Annotated in this window: 13 protein-coding genes; 1 reads left to right on the forward strand and 12 read right to left on the reverse strand. The window is 73.2% G+C overall.

What is annotated here, in order from left to right; all coding sequences use genetic code 11:
• Positions 1 to 53: 53 nt before the first annotated feature.
• The 12 genes from ACFWDO_RS19105 to ACFWDO_RS19160 form a co-directional block, all read right to left on the reverse strand.
• Positions 54 to 2,618, reverse strand: a complete 2,565-nt coding sequence (locus ACFWDO_RS19105) for a heavy metal translocating P-type ATPase (protein ID WP_380326101.1) — start codon at positions 2,616 to 2,618, stop codon at positions 54 to 56.
• Positions 2,619 to 2,812: 194 nt separating this feature from the next.
• The gene (locus ACFWDO_RS19110; RefSeq protein ID WP_380326098.1) at positions 2,813 to 3,184 is read right to left on the reverse strand and encodes a heavy-metal-associated domain-containing protein; all 372 of its coding nucleotides are present in this window, start codon (positions 3,182 to 3,184) and stop codon (positions 2,813 to 2,815) included.
• A 25-nt stretch (positions 3,185 to 3,209) separates the two neighbouring features.
• Positions 3,210 to 3,554: a metal-sensitive transcriptional regulator gene (locus ACFWDO_RS19115; RefSeq protein WP_380326095.1), complete on the reverse strand. Its 345-nt coding sequence runs from the start codon at positions 3,552 to 3,554 to the stop codon at positions 3,210 to 3,212.
• A gap of 30 nt (positions 3,555 to 3,584) precedes the next feature.
• Entirely contained in the window at positions 3,585 to 3,992 is a 408-nt protein-coding gene (locus tag ACFWDO_RS19120; protein ID WP_380326092.1) for a VOC family protein, read from the reverse strand.
• A gap of 48 nt (positions 3,993 to 4,040) precedes the next feature.
• A complete protein-coding gene (locus tag ACFWDO_RS19125) occupies positions 4,041 to 6,278 on the reverse strand; it encodes a glycoside hydrolase family 3 N-terminal domain-containing protein (RefSeq protein WP_380326089.1) in 2,238 nt (745 codons plus the stop codon).
• Between the two features lie 184 nt (positions 6,279 to 6,462).
• Positions 6,463 to 7,638, reverse strand: a complete 1,176-nt coding sequence (locus ACFWDO_RS19130; protein ID WP_380324960.1) for a glycoside hydrolase family 1 protein — start codon at positions 7,636 to 7,638, stop codon at positions 6,463 to 6,465.
• Between the two features lie 68 nt (positions 7,639 to 7,706).
• Positions 7,707 to 8,624, reverse strand: a complete 918-nt coding sequence (locus tag ACFWDO_RS19135) for an alpha/beta fold hydrolase (RefSeq protein ID WP_380324963.1) — start codon at positions 8,622 to 8,624, stop codon at positions 7,707 to 7,709.
• Positions 8,621 to 10,285 carry an ABC transporter ATP-binding protein gene (locus ACFWDO_RS19140; protein WP_380324966.1) on the reverse strand — a complete coding sequence of 555 codons (1,665 nt, stop codon included), beginning with the start codon at positions 10,283 to 10,285 and terminating at the stop codon, positions 8,621 to 8,623. Before ACFWDO_RS19140 ends, ACFWDO_RS19135 begins: the two co-directional genes overlap by 4 nt.
• Positions 10,282 to 11,262: an ABC transporter permease gene (locus tag ACFWDO_RS19145; protein ID WP_380324969.1), complete on the reverse strand. Its 981-nt coding sequence runs from the start codon at positions 11,260 to 11,262 to the stop codon at positions 10,282 to 10,284. The genes ACFWDO_RS19140 and ACFWDO_RS19145 overlap by 4 nt, the downstream gene beginning before the upstream one ends.
• A gap of 5 nt (positions 11,263 to 11,267) precedes the next feature.
• Positions 11,268 to 12,248, reverse strand: coding sequence for an ABC transporter permease (locus ACFWDO_RS19150; RefSeq protein ID WP_380324972.1), 981 nt, complete (start codon positions 12,246 to 12,248; stop codon positions 11,268 to 11,270).
• Between the two features lie 96 nt (positions 12,249 to 12,344).
• Positions 12,345 to 14,009 carry an ABC transporter substrate-binding protein gene (locus ACFWDO_RS19155; RefSeq protein WP_380324974.1) on the reverse strand — a complete coding sequence of 555 codons (1,665 nt, stop codon included), beginning with the start codon at positions 14,007 to 14,009 and terminating at the stop codon, positions 12,345 to 12,347.
• Between the two features lie 145 nt (positions 14,010 to 14,154).
• Complete coding sequence (locus tag ACFWDO_RS19160) at positions 14,155 to 15,294, reverse strand: LacI family DNA-binding transcriptional regulator (protein WP_380324976.1); 1,140 nt, start codon at positions 15,292 to 15,294, stop codon at positions 14,155 to 14,157.
• A 264-nt stretch (positions 15,295 to 15,558) separates the two neighbouring features.
• On the opposite strand from ACFWDO_RS19160, the gene ACFWDO_RS19165 reads away from it, so the two are divergent.
• Positions 15,559 to 16,344 (forward strand): hypothetical protein, encoded by a 786-nt coding sequence (locus ACFWDO_RS19165; protein WP_380324979.1) that lies wholly within the window; start codon positions 15,559 to 15,561, stop codon positions 16,342 to 16,344.
• Positions 16,345 to 16,466 lie beyond the last annotated feature (122 nt).

Consider the following 16,466-nt stretch of genomic DNA (forward strand, 5'->3'; position numbering starts at 1 on the left):
GCCCTGTTTCGGGACCGAAACAGGGCCAAACGCCCGCTCACAACACCTCGGGGTCAGCCGGCGCGGCGCAGGCGCAGCGAGTTGCCGACGACGATGACGGACGACGCGGCCATCGCCGCCCCGGCGATCATCGGGTTGAGCAGCCCCGCCGCGGCGAGCGGGATGGCCGCCACGTTGTACGCGAACGCCCAGAACAGGTTCTGCTTGATGACGCGCAGCGTGCCGCGGGACAGCCGGACGGCCGCCGGGGCGGAGCGCAGGTCGCCGCGCACCAGCGTGATGTCGCTGGCCTCGATCGCGACGTCGGTGCCGGTGCCCATGGCCAGGCCGAGGTCGGCGGTGGCCAGCGCCGCGGCGTCGTTCACGCCGTCGCCGACCATCGCCACGACGCGGCCCTCGGACCGCAGCCGGGCGACCACGGCCGCCTTGTCCTGCGGCAGCACGCGGGCGATGACGTCCTCGTCCGCGATGCCGACCTCGCGGGCGGCGACGCGGGCCGCGCCCTCGCCGTCGCCGGTGAGCAGCACGGGCCGCAGGCCGAGGTCGTGCAGCTCGCGGACGGCCTCGGCGGACGTCGCCTTCACCGGGTCGCGCAGCACGACCACGCCGCGGGCGGCGCCGTCCCACGCGACGACGACGGCGCTGGCGCCTGTCGCCTCGGCATCGGCGAACCCGGCCGCCAGCCCGTCCCTGCCGTCGCCGTCGAACGCGACGCCCTGCCCGGCCAGCCACGACGGCTGCCCGACGAGGACACGCCGCGCGTTCAGGCCGCCGTCCGCGGCCAGCCCCGCGAGGCCGGAGTGCGCCCGACGGACGACCGCCTCGACCCCGCCGCCCGGCGTCGCGTGGAAGTCGAACGCCTGCAGCGCGCCGATCCCGACGCCGTCCGCCCCCGTCCCGCCCGAGCTGTCAGGGCCAGGCTCGCCGGAACCTGCTCGTGGCCCTGACAGCTCGCGTGCGGCGGCGGCCACCGCGTGGGCGATCGGGTGCTCGCTGAGGGCCTCGACGGCGCCGGCGTACGCCAGCACCTCCCGCTCCCGCGAGTTGTCAGGGCCAGGACCGTCAGAACCTGCTCGTGGTCCTGACAGCTCGGGGACGAGCACGCGCTCGACGCGCATACGGCCCTCGGTGACGGTGCCGGTCTTGTCGAGCACGACGGTGTCGACGCGGCGGGTGGACTCCAGGATCTCCGGGCCCTTGATGAGGATGCCGAGCTGCGCGCCGCGGCCGGTGCCGACCAGCAGGGCGGTGGGCGTCGCGAGCCCGAGGGCGCACGGGCAGGCGATGATCAGCACCGCGACGGCGGCGGTGAAGGCGAGCTGCAGGTCCGCGCCGGCCAGCAGCCAGCCCACGAGCGTGAGCACGGACAGCCCGATGACGATCGGCACGAAGACGGCGGAGATGCGGTCGGCGAGCCGGGCCACGGGGGCCTTGCCGGTCTGCGCCTGCGACACGAGCCGCCCGATCTGCGCGAGCGTCGTCTCCTCGCCCACGCGGGTGGCGCGCACCAGCAGGTGGCCGGACGTGTTGACGGTCGCGCCGGTCACGGCGTCCCCGGGGCCGACGTCCACGGGCACCGGCTCCCCGGTGAGCAGCGACGTGTCGACGGCGCTCCCGCCCTCGACCACCTCGCCGTCCGTGGCGACCTTCTCGCCCGGCCGCACGACGAACACGTCGCCCACGGCGAGGTCGCCCGCCGGCACGCGCTCGGTGACGCGGCCGCCGTCGGGCCCGACGACGGGGGTGCCGTCGGCGGTGAGCCGCACGCGCTCGGCGTCCTTGGCGCCCAGCTCGAGCAGGGAGCGCAGCGCGTCTCCGGCGCGGCGGCGGGAGCGGTGCTCGGCGTAGCGGCCGGCGAGCAGGAACGTCGTGACGACGGCCGCGACCTCGAAGTACAGCTCGGGCGTGCCGCCGGACTCGGACGGGATCAGCGACGGCCGCATCCGCATCCCGAGCTCGCCCGCTCCGCCGAGCGTGAGAGCCCACAGCGACCACAGGGTCGCGGCGATGACGCCGAGCGAGACCAGCGTGTCCATCGTGGACGCGCCGTGCCGGGCGGCCCGCGCCGCCGCGGTGTGGAACGGCCACGCGCCCCACGTGACGACGGGCAGCGCCGCGGCGGCCACGACCCACTGCCAGCCGGTGAACTGGAGCGCGGGGATCATCGACAGCGCCACCACGGGCACGGTGAGGACGGCCGACGCGACCAGCCGGCGGCGCAGGTCGGTGCCGCGGGCGTCGGCGGGCGGCGCGGCGGCCCGCTCGGCGTGCTGTTGGACCTCCTGCGGCGCAGGCGCGGGCGCGGGTGACGGCGCGGCGGCGACGGCGGGCGGCGCGACGTCACGGCGCGCGGTGACGCGGGCGCCGTAGCCGGCCTTCTCGACGGCCTCGACCAGCGCGGCGTCGTCGACGGGCGCGGTGAGCTCGACGTGCGCGCTCTCGAGCGGCAGGTTCACGGTGGCGGTCACGCCGTCCACGCGGTTGAGCCGCTTCTCGACGCGCGCGACGCACGAGGCGCAGGTCATGCCCTCGATGGCGAGGTCGATCTCGAGGATCGGCGGCGGAGCCGGGGCGGCGGGTCCTGCCGGGTCGACCGGCGAGGACGTGGGGGTGCTCATGGGGTGACTCCCTGAGGTGCTGGGTGGAGGTCACCCGCGACGACCCGGGGCGGCGGGGTCGCGGTGGGGGCGCCGGTCGGGTGGACGGCGGCGCGGCGCGGAGGGCCTGGGTCGCGGCGGCTCGTCCGGGGAGTGGGCGAGCGGGCGACGGTTCGGCAGGCGGTCCGCGGGGGTGGCTCCGGGGAGCCAGGGACTCAGGCGCGCGGGGGCACGGCCAGGTCGTAGGTCTTCGTGGCCGGCGCGGCGTCGGCGGAAGCGGTGCCGCAGCCGCAGGCGCAGTCGTGCGCCTCCTGGCGGGCGGGCGCCTGCGCGGCCTGCTGGGCGGCGACGGCGTCGGCGAGGACCGCGACCGACGCGACCTCGTACCCGGCCTCGTCGACGGCCTCGCGCAGGGCGGCCTCGTCGAGCGGGGCGTCGGAGAACACGGCGACCTCGGAGGCCCCGCCGACGTGCAGCTCGACGGTGACGTCCTCGACGCCGGCCACGGCCGACAGGTCCTTGGTGACGTGCGCGACGCAGTTGCCGCAGGTCATGCCGGTGACGCCCAGGGTGGTGACGGTGCTCATCGGTGCTCCTTCAGTGGGGGGTGGGTCAGCTGCGGACGAGGCGGCCGATGGCGTCGGCGGCCTCCTTGACCTTCGCGGCGCCCTCGGCCTCGGACGACCTGGCGGCATCGACGACGCAGTGGCCCAGGTGGTCCTCGACGAGCCCGATGGACACGGCCTGCAGCGCCTTGGTCACCGCGGAGACCTGGGTGAGGATGTCGATGCAGTAGACGTCCTCGTCGATCATGCGCGCAATGCCGCGGACCTGGCCCTCGATGCGGCGCATCCGCTTGAGGTACGCCTCCTTGTCCGAGGCGTAGCCATGCGGCCCGTCGTGCTGGTGCCCGCCGTCGGTCGTGAGGTCGGGGAGGGGTGCGCCGGTGTCGGTCATGGGCCCAGCATACCCCTAGGGGGTAATGAGTCAACCGGCCGCTGCGTGGTCCGGCTCCTTGACGAGGGCCTCGACGTTATTGCCGTCCGGGTCGCTGACGAACGCGGTGTAGGCGCGGTACTCCGGCCAGTAGCGCGGGGCGTGTCGCGACGTCCCGCCCGCCGCGACGGCGGCGCGGTGGAACGCGTCGACGGCGGCGCGGTCGGGCGCCTCGAAGGCCAGGTGCAGGAACCGGGTCGCCTCGGCGGCCGCCGGGGCGGTCTCGAGCGACACGCTCGGGGTGTCGCGCCCGGGGACCCAGTACTCGGCCGTGACGTCCGTGCGGTACCCCGCCCGGACGCCCAGCGGCTCCAGCGCCGCGGTGTAGAAGCGCTCGCTGGCGGCGAAGTCCGCGGCGAGCACGCCGACGTGGTGGACGAGGTGGGCGGCGGCCGTCATCCCGCCCACGGTAGGAGCCGACGGCGCCGCCCGCCCACCGGCGTCGCGTCAGGCGATGCTGAAGGGTGCCACCAGGAGGTCGTCGCGGCGCGACGACGGGCCGACGAGCAGCTCGAACTCGCCCGGCTCGACGACGCGGCGGCCGTCGGCGTCGACGATGGTGCAGTCCGCGGCGGGTACCTCGACCTCGACGACCACGCTCTCGCCGGGCGCCAGCGGCACGCGGCGGAAGGTCTTCAGCTCGCGGTCCGCCCAGGTCACGGAGGTGACCTTGTCGCTCACGTACACCTGCACCGTCTCCACCGCCGGGCGGGTCCCGGTGTTGGCCACGGTGACGCGGCCCCGCACCACGCCGTCGGCCGCGACGTCGGAGGCGTCCAGCTCCAGGCCGGAGTACTCGACGGTCGTGTACGAGCGGCCCTCGCCGAAGGCATACGGCGGGCGCTGCGTGAGGTCGGCGTACCGGGTGCCGTGCTGGCCGCGCACCTGGTGGTAGAACACCGGCTGCTGGCCGGCGTGCAGGGCGTACGAGATCGGCAGGCGGCCCGTCGGCTCGATCAGCCCGAGCAGCAGCTCCGCCACGGCCCGGCCGCCGCGCATGCCCGGGTTGGCGGCGTGCACGAGGGCGGCGGCGCGGCCCACGGCCGCGGGCAGCACGAGCGGCTTGGACGCGACCAGCACGACGACGACGGGCGTGCCCGTCGCCACCAGCCGCTCCAGCAGCTCCACCTGGCCGCCCTGGAGCTCCAGGGTCGCGGTGGACTTCCCCTCGCCGGCCAGCGCGACCTCGTCGCCCAGCACGGCGACGACGACGCCCGCGGCGCGCGCCGCGTCCTCCGCCTCGGCGAGCAGGGCGGGGTCGGACGGCGCGGGCAGCGCGGCCGGCGGCCGGGGCTGCCCGTCGGGGTAGTGCGTGCCGTCCGGGTCGGGGCCCAGCTCGACGACGTTCGCGCCGCGGGCGTACGTCACCTCCCACGACGCGGGCGCGACGGCGCGCAGCCCGTCCAGCACGGTCTCCGTCAGCTCGCGCGGGTGCCCGTCGCGGATCCAGCTCACCTGCCCGGACGCGCCGGCCCAGTCGCCGAGCTGCGCGTGCGGGTCGTCGGCGTTCGGCCCCACGACGGCGACGCGGAGCGGGCGGGCCGGGTCGAGCGGCAGGGTGCCGTCGTTCTCCAGCAGCACGAGGGAGCCGCGCGCGACGTCGAGGGCGAGGTCGCGGTGCTCGGCCGAGCCGACGACGGCCTCGATGCGCTCGGCGACCGGCGCGCGCGGGTCCTCGAACAGCCCGAGGTCCACCTTGAGGCGCAGGACGCGCCGCACCGCGTCGTCGAGCCGCCTCTCGTCGATGCGACCGTCGGCGACGGCCTCCTGCGCGCCCTCGAAGAACTTCGGCGTCGCCATGATCACGTCGTTCCCGGCGTCGACGGCGGCGGCCGACGCGGCCGCGTGGTCGGGGCTGACGAACTGCTCCCACACCATGCGGCCCACGTTGTCCCAGTCGGTGACGAGGGTGCCGTCGAAGCCCCACTCGTCCTTGAGCACGCCCTGCAGCAGCCAGCGGCTGGTGGTGATGGGGACGCCGTCGATGGCCTGGTAGCCGATCATCACGGTGCGCACGCCCTCGCGGACGACGCGCTCGAACGGCGGCAGGAACCACGAGCGCAGCTTGCGCGGCGTGAGGTCGGCCTCGGTGGCGTCGCGGCCGCCCTGCGTCTCGGAGTAGCCGGCGAAGTGCTTGGCCGTGGCGAGCACCGCCGTGGGGTCGGTGAGCCCGTCGCCCTGGTAGCCGCGCACCATCGCGGCGCCCATCTCGCCGATGAGGAACGGGTCCTCGCCGAACGTCTCGTTCACGCGGCCCCAGCGCAGGTCGCGCGTGGCGCACAGCACGGGGGAGAAGGTCCAGTGCAGGCCGGTGGCCGCGGCCTCGGCCGCCGTCGCCCGCGCCCCGCGCTCCACCAGGTCCAGGTCCCACGTGGCCGCCATCCCCAGCTGGCTGGGGAAGACGGTGGCGCCGGGGAAGAAGCCGTGCCCGTGGATCGCGTCGTCCGCGACCAGCAGCGGGATCCCCAGCCGCGTGCCGCGCGCGAGCTCGATCGCCTCGACGACGCGCGACGGCGACGCGTGCAGGATCGACCCCGCCAGCCGGTGGCTCACGATGTCCTCGAGGTCGTCCATCGCGTTGAGCTGCAGCATCTGCCCCACCTTCTCGGGCAGCGTCATGCGGCTCAGCAGGTCCTCGACCCGCTCGGCAGCAGTCAGAGCCGGATCACGGTACGGAAGGGTCATGAGTTTCACAGTCCTTGATCGGTTCCAGTGCGGCCGGGAGCTGACCCGGTGGACGACGACGGTGGTTCGGGGGTGTTCTTGTCGCGAGGCTGGATGGGCCTGGCGGGAGGTCGCGAGGAACGAGCGACCGGATGGACGCCTCGCGACAAGAACACCCCCGAACCACCGCCGGGAGCAGAGCGGGTCAGCGGACGGTGAGTCCGTTCGCCTGCGCGACGGAGCCGAGCCAGCCGAGCGACGGCTTCGGGCGGCGCTCGAAGGTCTCCTTGTCGAACTCGACGAGGCCGAACGTCGGGCGGAACCCGGAGGCCCACTCGTAGTTGTCCAGCAGGCTCCAGTGCAGGTAGCCGCGGACGTCGATGCCGTCCTGGATCGCCGAGTGCAGGCCGGCCAGCGCGCCCTCGGTGTAGTCGATGCGGCGCGCGTCGTCCTGGGTGGCCATGCCGTTCTCGGTGACGAACACCGGCACGCCCTCGGTCTTCTCCCAGGCGGCGCGGACGCCGTGCTCGAGGGCGAGGGGGTAGAACTCCCAGCCGGTGAGGGTGGTCTCGATACCCTCGGGCACCTGGCGGGGGCCGTCGGGGCCGATGATGGTGCGGGTGTAGGCCTGGACGCCCACCCAGTCGTCGCCGCGGGCGGCCTCGAGGTACCAGTCGTCGCGCGGGTAGCCGTACTCGTGGGCCACGTCCTCGCAGCCCTGCTCGGGCTGGAAGTCCTGGGTGGCGACGGTCCAGCCCGAGCTGATGCCGCCCACGCCGGCGAGGATCTCGCGCGACCGGGTGTGGCACTCGAGCAGCGTGTCCGCGACCTGCAGGTCGGGGTCGGGCAGGCCGTAGGCCACCAGGTTGGCCGGGTCCTCGCCGCCGGCGATCATCGCGGCGATGTTCGGCTCGTTGATGGTGCAGACGTAGTCGACGTCGTTGCCGAGGATCGGCAGGGCCAGCTCGGTGAAGCGGGCGAAGCGGTCGGCCGCCTTCGGCGAGCGCCACATGCCCTCCTCGTAGAACCAGCGCGGCACCGTGAAGTGCATCAGCGTGACCATCGGGGTGATGCCGAGCTCGAGGCAGGTCTCCACCATGCGGCGGTAGTGCGCGATCTCGGCGCGGGAGACGAAGCCCTCCTCGGGCTCGATGCGCGCCCACTCGATGGAGAAGCGGTACGTGTCGAGGCCGGCGTCGCGCAGGAGCGTCATGTCCTCGCGGTAGCGGTGGTAGCTGTCCGCGGCGTCGCCGCTGGGCTCGACGATCGAGGTGCCGGCGGCGTGCTCGCGCACCCACCAGTCGCTGGAGACGTTGTTGCCCTCGATCTGGTGGGCCGCGGTGGCGGCGCCCCAGCGGAAGCCCTCGGGGAAGTGCAGCACGGGATGGTCCTTACGTTGCGGTGCGGTGTACAGAGGCGCGAGCGCGGGGGCTCAGCGCACGTGGTGGTTCAGCGCGAGGAGGTCCAGAAGTCGGCCAGGAGGTCCGCCGTCACGGCGGGGTTCTCGACGTTGGGCAGGTGCCCGGCTCCGTCGATCACGGCGTACCGGGCGCCGAGCCGCTCGGCCATGGCGCGCTGCCACGGCTGCGGCCACGCGGCGTCGTCCACGCCGTGCGCGACCAGCACCGGCAGGCCGGCGGCGGCCAGGCCGGGCGTGACGTCGCGGACGTCGGCGAGGACGTCGATGGCGCCCAGCAGGTTGTCGGTGCTGGTCGCGATCGAGCGGTCGCGGTGGAAGCGGGCGTCGGCGTCGAGGTCGACCAGGGCGGCCGGGTCCTCGGACAGCCGCCGGGCGAGCCCGGGGTTGTCGAGGGTCCACAGGTCGACGAGGCCGGCCGCGGCGAGCAGCCGGTCGCGCTCGGCATCCTTGCGCCCGGGCCAGCCGTGCGGGCCCGAGCAGAGCATCGTGAGGCTCGCGAACGGCGCGGGGTCGCGCACGACCGTTGCCGACGCGACGGTGCCGCCGAAGCTGTGCCCCAGCAGGTGGAGGTCGCCGGTGGCGATCCCCGCCGTCGCGCTCACGAGGGCCGCGACGTCGAGCGCGTCGCCCGTGAAGTCCTCGCGGCGGTAGGCGCCCACCCCGCGCGGCGCGACCGAGTCGGCCTGCCCGCGCTGGGAGTACGTCCACGCCTCGACGCCGCGCTCCGCCAGCAGCGGCAGCAGCAGCCGGTGGTCCTCCCGCGACCCGGTGAACCCGGGCACGAGCAGGGCCACCGCGCGGCGCTCGACGCCGTCCGGCACGACCGACCGCAGCGCGGTCAGCGGGCCCACCGGCACGTCGAGCACGAGCGGCTCGACGCCGTCCGGCAGCGGGAGCACCGAGAACGGCGTCCCGGGCCGGACGGCCGTCGCGGCGGGCGCCGTCACGACGCGGCCCCGTCGGAGAACCGGCGCGCCGGCTGCGGGATCGCGTCGAGCAGCTGCGTCGTGTACTGGTCCTCGGGGAAGCGCAGCACCTGCGCGGTGCCGCCGGACTCCACGACCTTGCCGTGGTGCAGCACCATGATCTGGTCGGTGATGACGCGCGCCGAGAGCAGGTCGTGCGTGATGTACAGCAGCGAGACGCCGAGGCCGGCGCGCAGGTCCTCCAGCAGGCCGAGCACGCCGGCGCGCAGCGACACGTCGAGCATGGAGACGGGCTCGTCGGCGATGAGCACCTGCGGGTTCGACGCCAGGGCGCGTGCGATGACGACGCGCTGCCGCTGCCCGCCCGAGAGCTGGTGCGGCAGCTTGGCCGCGTACTGCTCCACGGGCGTGAGGCCCACCGTCTCGAGGAGCTCCAGCACCCGCTCGCGTGCGGCCTCGCCCTTCAGCCCGGTGAAGTTCTCCACCGGCCGCGTGAGCGTGTACTCCACGGTGTGCAGCGGGTTGAGCGCCGAGTAGGGGTCCTGGAAGACCATCTGGACGTCGGCGTGCAGCGTCTTGAGCCGGCGGCGGCGCAGCCGGTCGACCCGCAGGTCGCCGAACGTCACCGTGCCCGACGTCGGGCGCTCCACGCCCGTGACCATCTTGGCGATGGTCGACTTGCCGGAGCCAGACTGGCCCACCAGCGCCATCGCGGCGCCCGGCTCCAGCCGGAACGACACGTCGTCGACGGCGGTGACCGGCTTCTCGCCGCGGCGCGGCGGCGGGTACACCTTCGACACGTGGTCGACGACGATCGCGTCGTGCGCGGCGGCCCGCGCCTCGCCGTCGTGCTCGTCCTGCGGCGCCTTGCGCTCGAAGCCGGGCAGCTCCACGACCTCGGCCCGCGGGTCGGCGTAGTGGCTCAGCAGCATCTGCGTGTACGGGTGCGCCGGGGCCTCGAAGATCTGGCGGGAGGCGCCGTCCTCGACGATCTCGCCGTCGTGCATGACGACGACGCGCTCGGCCGACTCGAGCACCGCGCCCAGGTCGTGCGAGATGAGCACGGCCGTGAAGCCCTCCGCGGCCTGCAACTCGCGGATGGTGTCCATGACGGCGTGCTGCACCAGCACGTCGAGGGCCGTGGTCGGCTCGTCGAACACCATGAGCCGCGGCTCGAGCGACAGGGCCAGCGCGATGGAGACGCGCTGGCGCATGCCGCCGGACAGCTCGCCGGGGTAGCGGTCGAGCACGGTGGACGGCAGCTGCACCTTGTCGAGCAGCTCGACGGCGCGCTGGCGCCGCTTCGCCTTCGGCACGTGCCCGTGCGCGGCGAAGATGTCGCCGAAGTGGTGCGCGATGGTGCGCACCGGGTTGAGGGCGTTCATGCCCGACTGGAGCACCATGGCGAACCCGCCGCGACGCTGCACGCGCAGCTCCTCGGCGTCCAGGTGCGCGATGTCGGTGCCGTCGAACACGATGCGGCCGCCGGAGATGCGCGCCGGCGCCTTGGCGAGCCGCGTCACGGCGAAGCCGAGCGTCGACTTTCCGGAGCCGGACTCGCCGACCAGGCCCACGAACTCGCCCTGCTCGAGCGTGAGGTTCGCGTTCTTGACCGCGTGCGTCGGGACGGCCCCGCGGGGCTCGTAGACGACGGACAGGTCCTGGATCTCGAGCAGGCTCATCGGCCGGTCCCTTCCCGCAGGCGCGGGTTGGACAACCCGTCGACGCCGAAGTTCACGAGGGTCATGGAGGTCGCCAGCAGCGCGATGCACAGGCCGGGGGCGAACAGCAGGATCCACTGCCCGGTGAGGATCGCCATCGAGTTCTGCGCCCAGAAGATCATCGAGCCCCACGACACGGTGGCCATGTCGCCGAGGCCGAGGAACGACAGGCCCGACTCGGCGAGCACGGCCGACGTCGCGGCGCCGAAGAACGACCCCGCGATCATCGAGGTCATGTTCGGCAGGATCTCGCGGAAGATGACCCGCGGGGAGCTCTCGCCGGAGAAGATCGCGGCCGTCACGAAGTCGCGCGAGCGCAGGGACTGCGTCTGCGAGCGCAGCACGCGGGCGCCCCACGCCCAGCCGGTGATGACGACGACCAGGATGATCATCGGCAGCCCGCCGTTCTGCAGGTACGCCGCGATGATGATCATCAGCGGCAGGCCCGGCATCACGAGGAACAGGTTGACGAGGAAGTTGACGACGTCGTTGCCCCAGCCGCGCAGGTAGCCCCACGACAGGCCGATGGCGACGGCGACGAGCGTCGACAGGCCGCCGGCGACGAAGCCGACGAGCAGCGAGACGCGGGCGCCGTAGATCACCTGGGAGAGCACGTCCTCGCCGGCGCCGGTGGTGCCGAGCCAGTGCGCGGCGCTGCCGGGCTCGTTGCGGGCGAACGAGTCGTCGTGCGGGGAGTACGGGGCGAGCAGGGGCGCGAAGATCGCCATGAGGACGAACAGGCCCAGCAGGACCAGGCCCACGCGGGCCTTCGGGTTGGCCCAGACGGTCGCGAACGCGCGGCCGAGCACCTGGCCGGTGCGGCCGAGGCGGGTGCGCGCGGGCCGGGTCGGGCCCTGCACGGACTCGGGGGCCGGGCCCTCGGGATCCGTCGTCTCGTAGGACACGGAGGTGGTCGGGTCAGCAGCGGAGTTGGCCATCGGGGTCACCGCCTCGTTCGGGGGTCGAGGACGCCGTAGAGGATCTCCACCAGGAAGTTCGCGAGCAGTACGCTCACGGTGATCATGAGGAAGAGCGCCTGCATCAGCGGGAAGTCCTGGTTGGTGACGGCGTTGAACAGCAGGTAGCCGACGCCCGGGTACGCGAACACCTGCTCGACGAGCAGGGAGCCGCCGACGACGCCGCCGAGCGCCATGCCGAACCCGGTGAGGTTGGGCAGGATCGCGTTGCGGGCGGCGTAGCGGATCGCGACCGTGCGGCCGCGCAGGCCGTTCGCCTCGGCGAAGGTCACGTAGTCGTCGCCGAGGGTGTTGATCATCGTGTTGCGCATGCCGAGGATCCAGCCGCCGAGCGACGTGATGAGGATCGTGGCCGCGGGCAGGGCGGCGTGGTAGAGCACGTCGCCGAGGAACTCCCACGACAGGTTCGGCACCGCGGTGGCGGAGTAGGCGCCCGAGGTGGGGAACCAGCCGAGCACGTAGCCGAGGAAGAAGACGATGAGCAGCGCGGTCCAGAAGTAGGGGAACGCGGAGAGGAAGCTGCCGCCCACCGTGGGTAGCGAGTCCATCCAGGTGCCGCGCTTCCACGCGGCGCCGATGCCGATGAGCGTGCCGAGCACGAAGGCGACGATCGTCACCGCGCCCACCATGATGAGCGTCCACGGCAGGGCGCTCGCGACGAGCTCGGAGACCTGCTGCGGGAAGAAGGTGTACGACACCCCGAAGTCGAGGTGGATGACGTTGTTCAGGTACTGGACGTACTGGTCCCAGATGCTGCCGCCGGGGACGCCCAGCTGGGCCTCGATCGCCGCCTGCACCGACGGCGTCACGGGGCCGTTCTGGGCGAGCTTGGCGATGGCCGCGTCGGCGGGCGAGCCGGGCATGAGGCGCGGGATGACGAAGTTCAGCGTCACCGCCGCCCACAGCGTGAGGACCAGCAGGCCGAGCTTGCGGAGCGCGTAGCGCAACGGTGCCTCCGGGTCGGTGGTCGGTCGGTCGGGTGGGGTCGTGCGGGGGCGCCGCCCGGCGCGCCCCGTGATGGGGCGGCGCTGGGCGGCGGCGGGTCAGCCCTGGGCGGGCTTGAGGTGCGTGAGGATCAGCAGCGGGGTCGAGTCCCACGTCTTCGGGGAGGCGTAGGGGTCGTCCGCGCTGGGCCAGCCGGTGAAGTTCTTGTTCGAGAACAGGCCCCACGAGCCGCCGTAGAAGAGCGCGACCATCGGCAGCTCCTCGTAGGCGATGTTCTCGAGCTGGTGGGTGATCTTGAGCTGCTTCGCCTCGTCGGTGGTGACCTTCAGCTCGGCGAGGAGCTGGTCGGCCTCCTTCGACTCGAACCGGCCGAAGTTGCCGGCCGCCGTCTCGCCGACGGGGAGGCGGAACTCGGAGCCCATGAGGCCGTTGTAGTCCTGGAACGGCTGGCCGGAGCCGCCGACGGTGCCCATGATCATGTCGAAGTCGCCCGAGCGGAGCTCCTTCTGGTAGGCCGCGGGCTGCGGCTGCACGACGGTGACGTCGATGCCGATCGCGCTGAGCTGGCTCTTGACCTGCTCCACGCCCTGCAGCCAGTCGGACCAGCCGTTGGGGGTGGTGATGTTGATCTTGAGCTGCTTGCCGGACTTGTCGACGAGCTGCTTGCCCTTCTGGGTGTAGCCGGCCTTCTCGAACGAGGCGAGCGCCGCGTCGGTGTCCTGCTCGATGTAGCCCTGGTTGGGGATCGTCGAGTCGAGGACGGACTCCTGGTTGGGGAGCATGAGGCCGGTCTGGCTGGCCATGTCGACGTAGCCCTGCTCGGCCTTGTCGGCGATGACCTGCTTGTCGAGGGCCAGGGCGACGCCCTTGCGGAAGTTGACGTCGTCGTACGGCGCCTTCGTCATGTTCGGGATCAGCGAGATCGCCGCGCCGGCCGGGAACCAGTAGGTGTTGTTCTCGGGGTCGGCCTTGACCCAGGTGTCCTCGACGTCGCTCATGAACGCGTAGGCCCAGTCGTAGCCGTTGTTGACGATGTCCAGCTCGGAGTTGGCGGCGGGCTGCACGAGCTCGTCCACCGCGACCTTGTCGGCCTGCCAGTACGTCGGGTTCTTCTTCAGCGTGTACTGGTTCGGCGTGAACTGGCCGAGGGTGTACGGGCCGGACCCGACGGGCTCCTCGTTGGTCCAGGTGACCGGGTCCTTGACGTCCTTCCAGATGTGCTCGGGGACGATGAGCTGCTGCGAGATGATCTGCGCGGCGGGCACGTCCTCGGCCTGCAGGTGCGCGACGACCTTGGAGCCGTCGACCTCGACGGACTTCAGGTGCGACCAGACGCCCTTGAGGTCCATCTCGGGGTGCTTCTTGACGAGGTCGAAGGAGTACTTCACGTCCTCGGCGGTGAGGGGCTGGCCGTCCGACCACTTCACGCCGTCGCGCATGGTGAAGACGACGGTCTTGGCGTCGGGCTGCTCGTAGCCCGTGGCCAGCCAGGGGGTCTCCTCGCCGCTCATCTCGTTGATGACGACCAGCGGCTCGTACATGTACGTCGTCGTGTTGCGCTTGCCGGACGAGTACGGGTTGAAGTTCCGGTCGAACGTGGGCGAGCCGTTGTCGGCCGCGATGAGCATCGACGTCGCGCCGCCCGCGGCGCCGTCGTCGTCGCCCTTGTTCTGCACCGGTGCCGAGCAGGCCGCCGTGGCCAGCACCGCGACGGTGGCCGCGATGGCGGCCAGACGCCGCCCCGAGCGCGCTGTACGCGTCATGGACTTTTACTCCTCTTCGTCGAGGCCTCTCCTGCGAGGGCCCGTGCGCGCCTGGTCGGCGCGCGCCGTCCTTGGGAGTGTATGCGCATACATTTAGCGGCGCCAAACCGCCGGACAAACCCCGAGGCCAGACGCCCGGACGCCCTCAGTGGCAGCCGCAGCTCTCGCGCAGCAGCACCCGCACGGGGAGGTTCACCGTGGCCGCCGCCGAGGTCGGGTCGGCCAGCCGGGAGCGCAGCAGCTCCACGGCCGCGCGCCCCAGCTCCACCATCGGCTGGCTCACCGTCGTGAGCCGGGGGATGGAGGCCTGCGTCGCGTCGATGCCGTCGAAGCCCGTGAGGACCACGTCGCCCGGCACGTCCACGCCCGCCTCGGTGAGGACGTCGAGGAAGCCCAGCGCCGTCTGGTCGTTGGAGCACACCAGCGCGCGGGGGAGCGAGGTGCCCGTGCCGCCACGCGCCCCGCCGCCGCGCCCGGTGACGTGGGTCTCGAGCATCCGCCGCGCCAGCGTGCGCGCGCCGTCGCGGGTGAAGTCGCTGCGCGCCGCCGGCTCGTCGGGCACCGGCAGCCCGGCCGCCCCGAGGGCGTCGCGGAACCCCTGGAACCGCTCGTGCGCGTCGGGGGAGTCGAACGGGCCGCCGACGAACGCGAGGTCGCGGATGCCGTGCTCGGCGATCAGATGGTCCACCAGGGCGCGCGTGCCCGCCCGGTTGTCGACGGAGATGTGGTCGTAGGCGTCCTCCTGCGGCGGCCCCGCCATCACGACCACCGGGACGCGGCGGGCGATGTGCGCCAGGAGGTCGTCGGGCACCGACTTCGAGAGCACCGCGAGCCCGTCCACGCGGCCGGCGAGCTCGTTCACCGCCTCCGCCCGGCGCAGGCCGCGGGCCACGCCGATCATCACCGCGTGCCCGGTGCGCCACGCCTCCAGCTCGGCGCCGCGCATCACCTCGCCGAGGTACAGGTTGCTCCAGCGGGCCGCGGCCGGGCCGCCGACGTCGCGGACCACCTCGACCGCCTCGCCCACCCGGACCGGGTCGGGCAGGTCGGCGATCTCGTCGATGCCGTCGACGTCCGGGAAGCACAGGCCCAGCACGCCCGTCGAGCGCGCGGCGAGCCCGCGCGCCGCGCCCGACGGGACGTAGCCGAGCTCGTTGATCGCCTCGTGCACCACCGTGCGGGTGCTCTCGCGGACGTCGTCGGGGCGCCGCAGCACCCGCGAGACCGTCGCGATCGAGACCCCTGCGCGCTGGGCGACGTCGTACACCGTGGGGGCCTTCGCCACCGGAACTCCTTGACCGCTCACATCGCCCGCACGGCCGTGCGAGCGGTCCCACGATAGTGATTGCGCATACATTTCCGCATCGCGGCAGGTCAGCCCTCCGGGTGTGTTCCACCGCGGCGGCGTGAGAGCTTCGGCCGCACGGTCGGAGCGTTCCGTGGGCGCGGCGTGAAGACCGCCCACGACCGCCCGAACCGCCGTCGCGCGCCACGTACGCTCCTGGCGGCCCGCAGGCGGGCCGCCACGCGAGAGCAGGGGAAAGTCCACATGAAGCGCAAGATCGTCGCGTCGCTCGTCGGCGCGGTCGTGGCCGTCGGCGCCGTCGCCGGGCCGGCCGCGGCCGGTACCGGGTCGACCACCGACACCGACTACGACGGCCGGTCGGTCAAGATGACCGTCACCACGCCCACGTACGTGACGATCAACCGCGCGGGGTACACGAAGATCCCGGTGACGGCGAAGCTGGCGTTCTCCGGGCCGGGGACGTTCACCGGGTGGTGGGCGAGCGGCAGCGCGACGGCGGAGTCCATCAACGGTCCGTGGCAGTGGTCGGACTCGGAGTTCACGAACACCGTCTCGACGACGAAGAAGACGACGATCACGTTCCGGAAGTACGACCACCTCGTGCCGCAGAGGCTGGCGGTCGGGGCGGACCTCGCTCCGGAGTACGGCGAGGCGTGGCTCTACCCGGAGAAGGACCACCTGACCACCGTCTACCTGCGCAACAAGCGCGCGGTGGGGGGCACCAACGCCTACCGCGCCAAGGGCTCCCGCGCGTACGTCCAGGTGCGCGGCACGGTCAAGGAGAACGTCTGGAAGAACTCGTACACCGACTCGGGCACCTGGAAGGGCAAGAAGGGCGTGCGCGTCGCGGTCCGCTTCAACCCGACCGGCCCGGCCGGGTGGCGCACCGTCAAGCACGTGACGACCGGCACGGGCGGCAAGGTCGTCACGCGGGTGAAGAGCTCGAAGGCCGGCACCTACCAGATCGTCGTGCCGGCGACGACGAAGACCACCGCCGCGAGCGGTAAGGACGGCGTCGCCCGCCGCTGACGCCCGTTCCCTTCGAGCAAGCGATCCGTCGCGCCCTCAACCCCGCTGGGGCGCCGGATCTCGCGTGCTCGGAGGGGGGGCTACGGTCCGGCGGTCGCCGCGGCCGCGGCCGTCGCGCCCGC

Origin of the sequence: Isoptericola sp. NPDC060185, assembly GCF_042728595.1 — a bacterium.
GTDB lineage: Bacteria > Actinomycetota > Actinomycetes > Actinomycetales > Cellulomonadaceae > Isoptericola.

Coding starts and splice junctions, on each gene's coding strand:
- ACFWDO_RS19145 (WP_380324969.1), bottom strand. CDS start 11,262: ATGGCCAACTCCGCTGCTGACCCGACCACCTCCGTGTCCTACGAGACG.
- ACFWDO_RS19105 (WP_380326101.1), bottom strand. CDS start 2,618: ATGAGCACCCCCACGTCCTCGCCGGTCGACCCGGCAGGACCCGCCGCC.
- ACFWDO_RS19155 (WP_380324974.1), bottom strand. CDS start 14,009: ATGACGCGTACAGCGCGCTCGGGGCGGCGTCTGGCCGCCATCGCGGCC.
- ACFWDO_RS19120 (WP_380326092.1), bottom strand. CDS start 3,992: ATGACGGCCGCCGCCCACCTCGTCCACCACGTCGGCGTGCTCGCCGCG.
- ACFWDO_RS19140 (WP_380324966.1), bottom strand. CDS start 10,285: ATGAGCCTGCTCGAGATCCAGGACCTGTCCGTCGTCTACGAGCCCCGC.
- ACFWDO_RS19115 (WP_380326095.1), bottom strand. CDS start 3,554: ATGACCGACACCGGCGCACCCCTCCCCGACCTCACGACCGACGGCGGG.
- ACFWDO_RS19110 (WP_380326098.1), bottom strand. CDS start 3,184: ATGAGCACCGTCACCACCCTGGGCGTCACCGGCATGACCTGCGGCAAC.
- ACFWDO_RS19165 (WP_380324979.1), top strand. CDS start 15,559: ATGAAGCGCAAGATCGTCGCGTCGCTCGTCGGCGCGGTCGTGGCCGTC.
- ACFWDO_RS19125 (WP_380326089.1), bottom strand. CDS start 6,278: ATGACCCTTCCGTACCGTGATCCGGCTCTGACTGCTGCCGAGCGGGTC.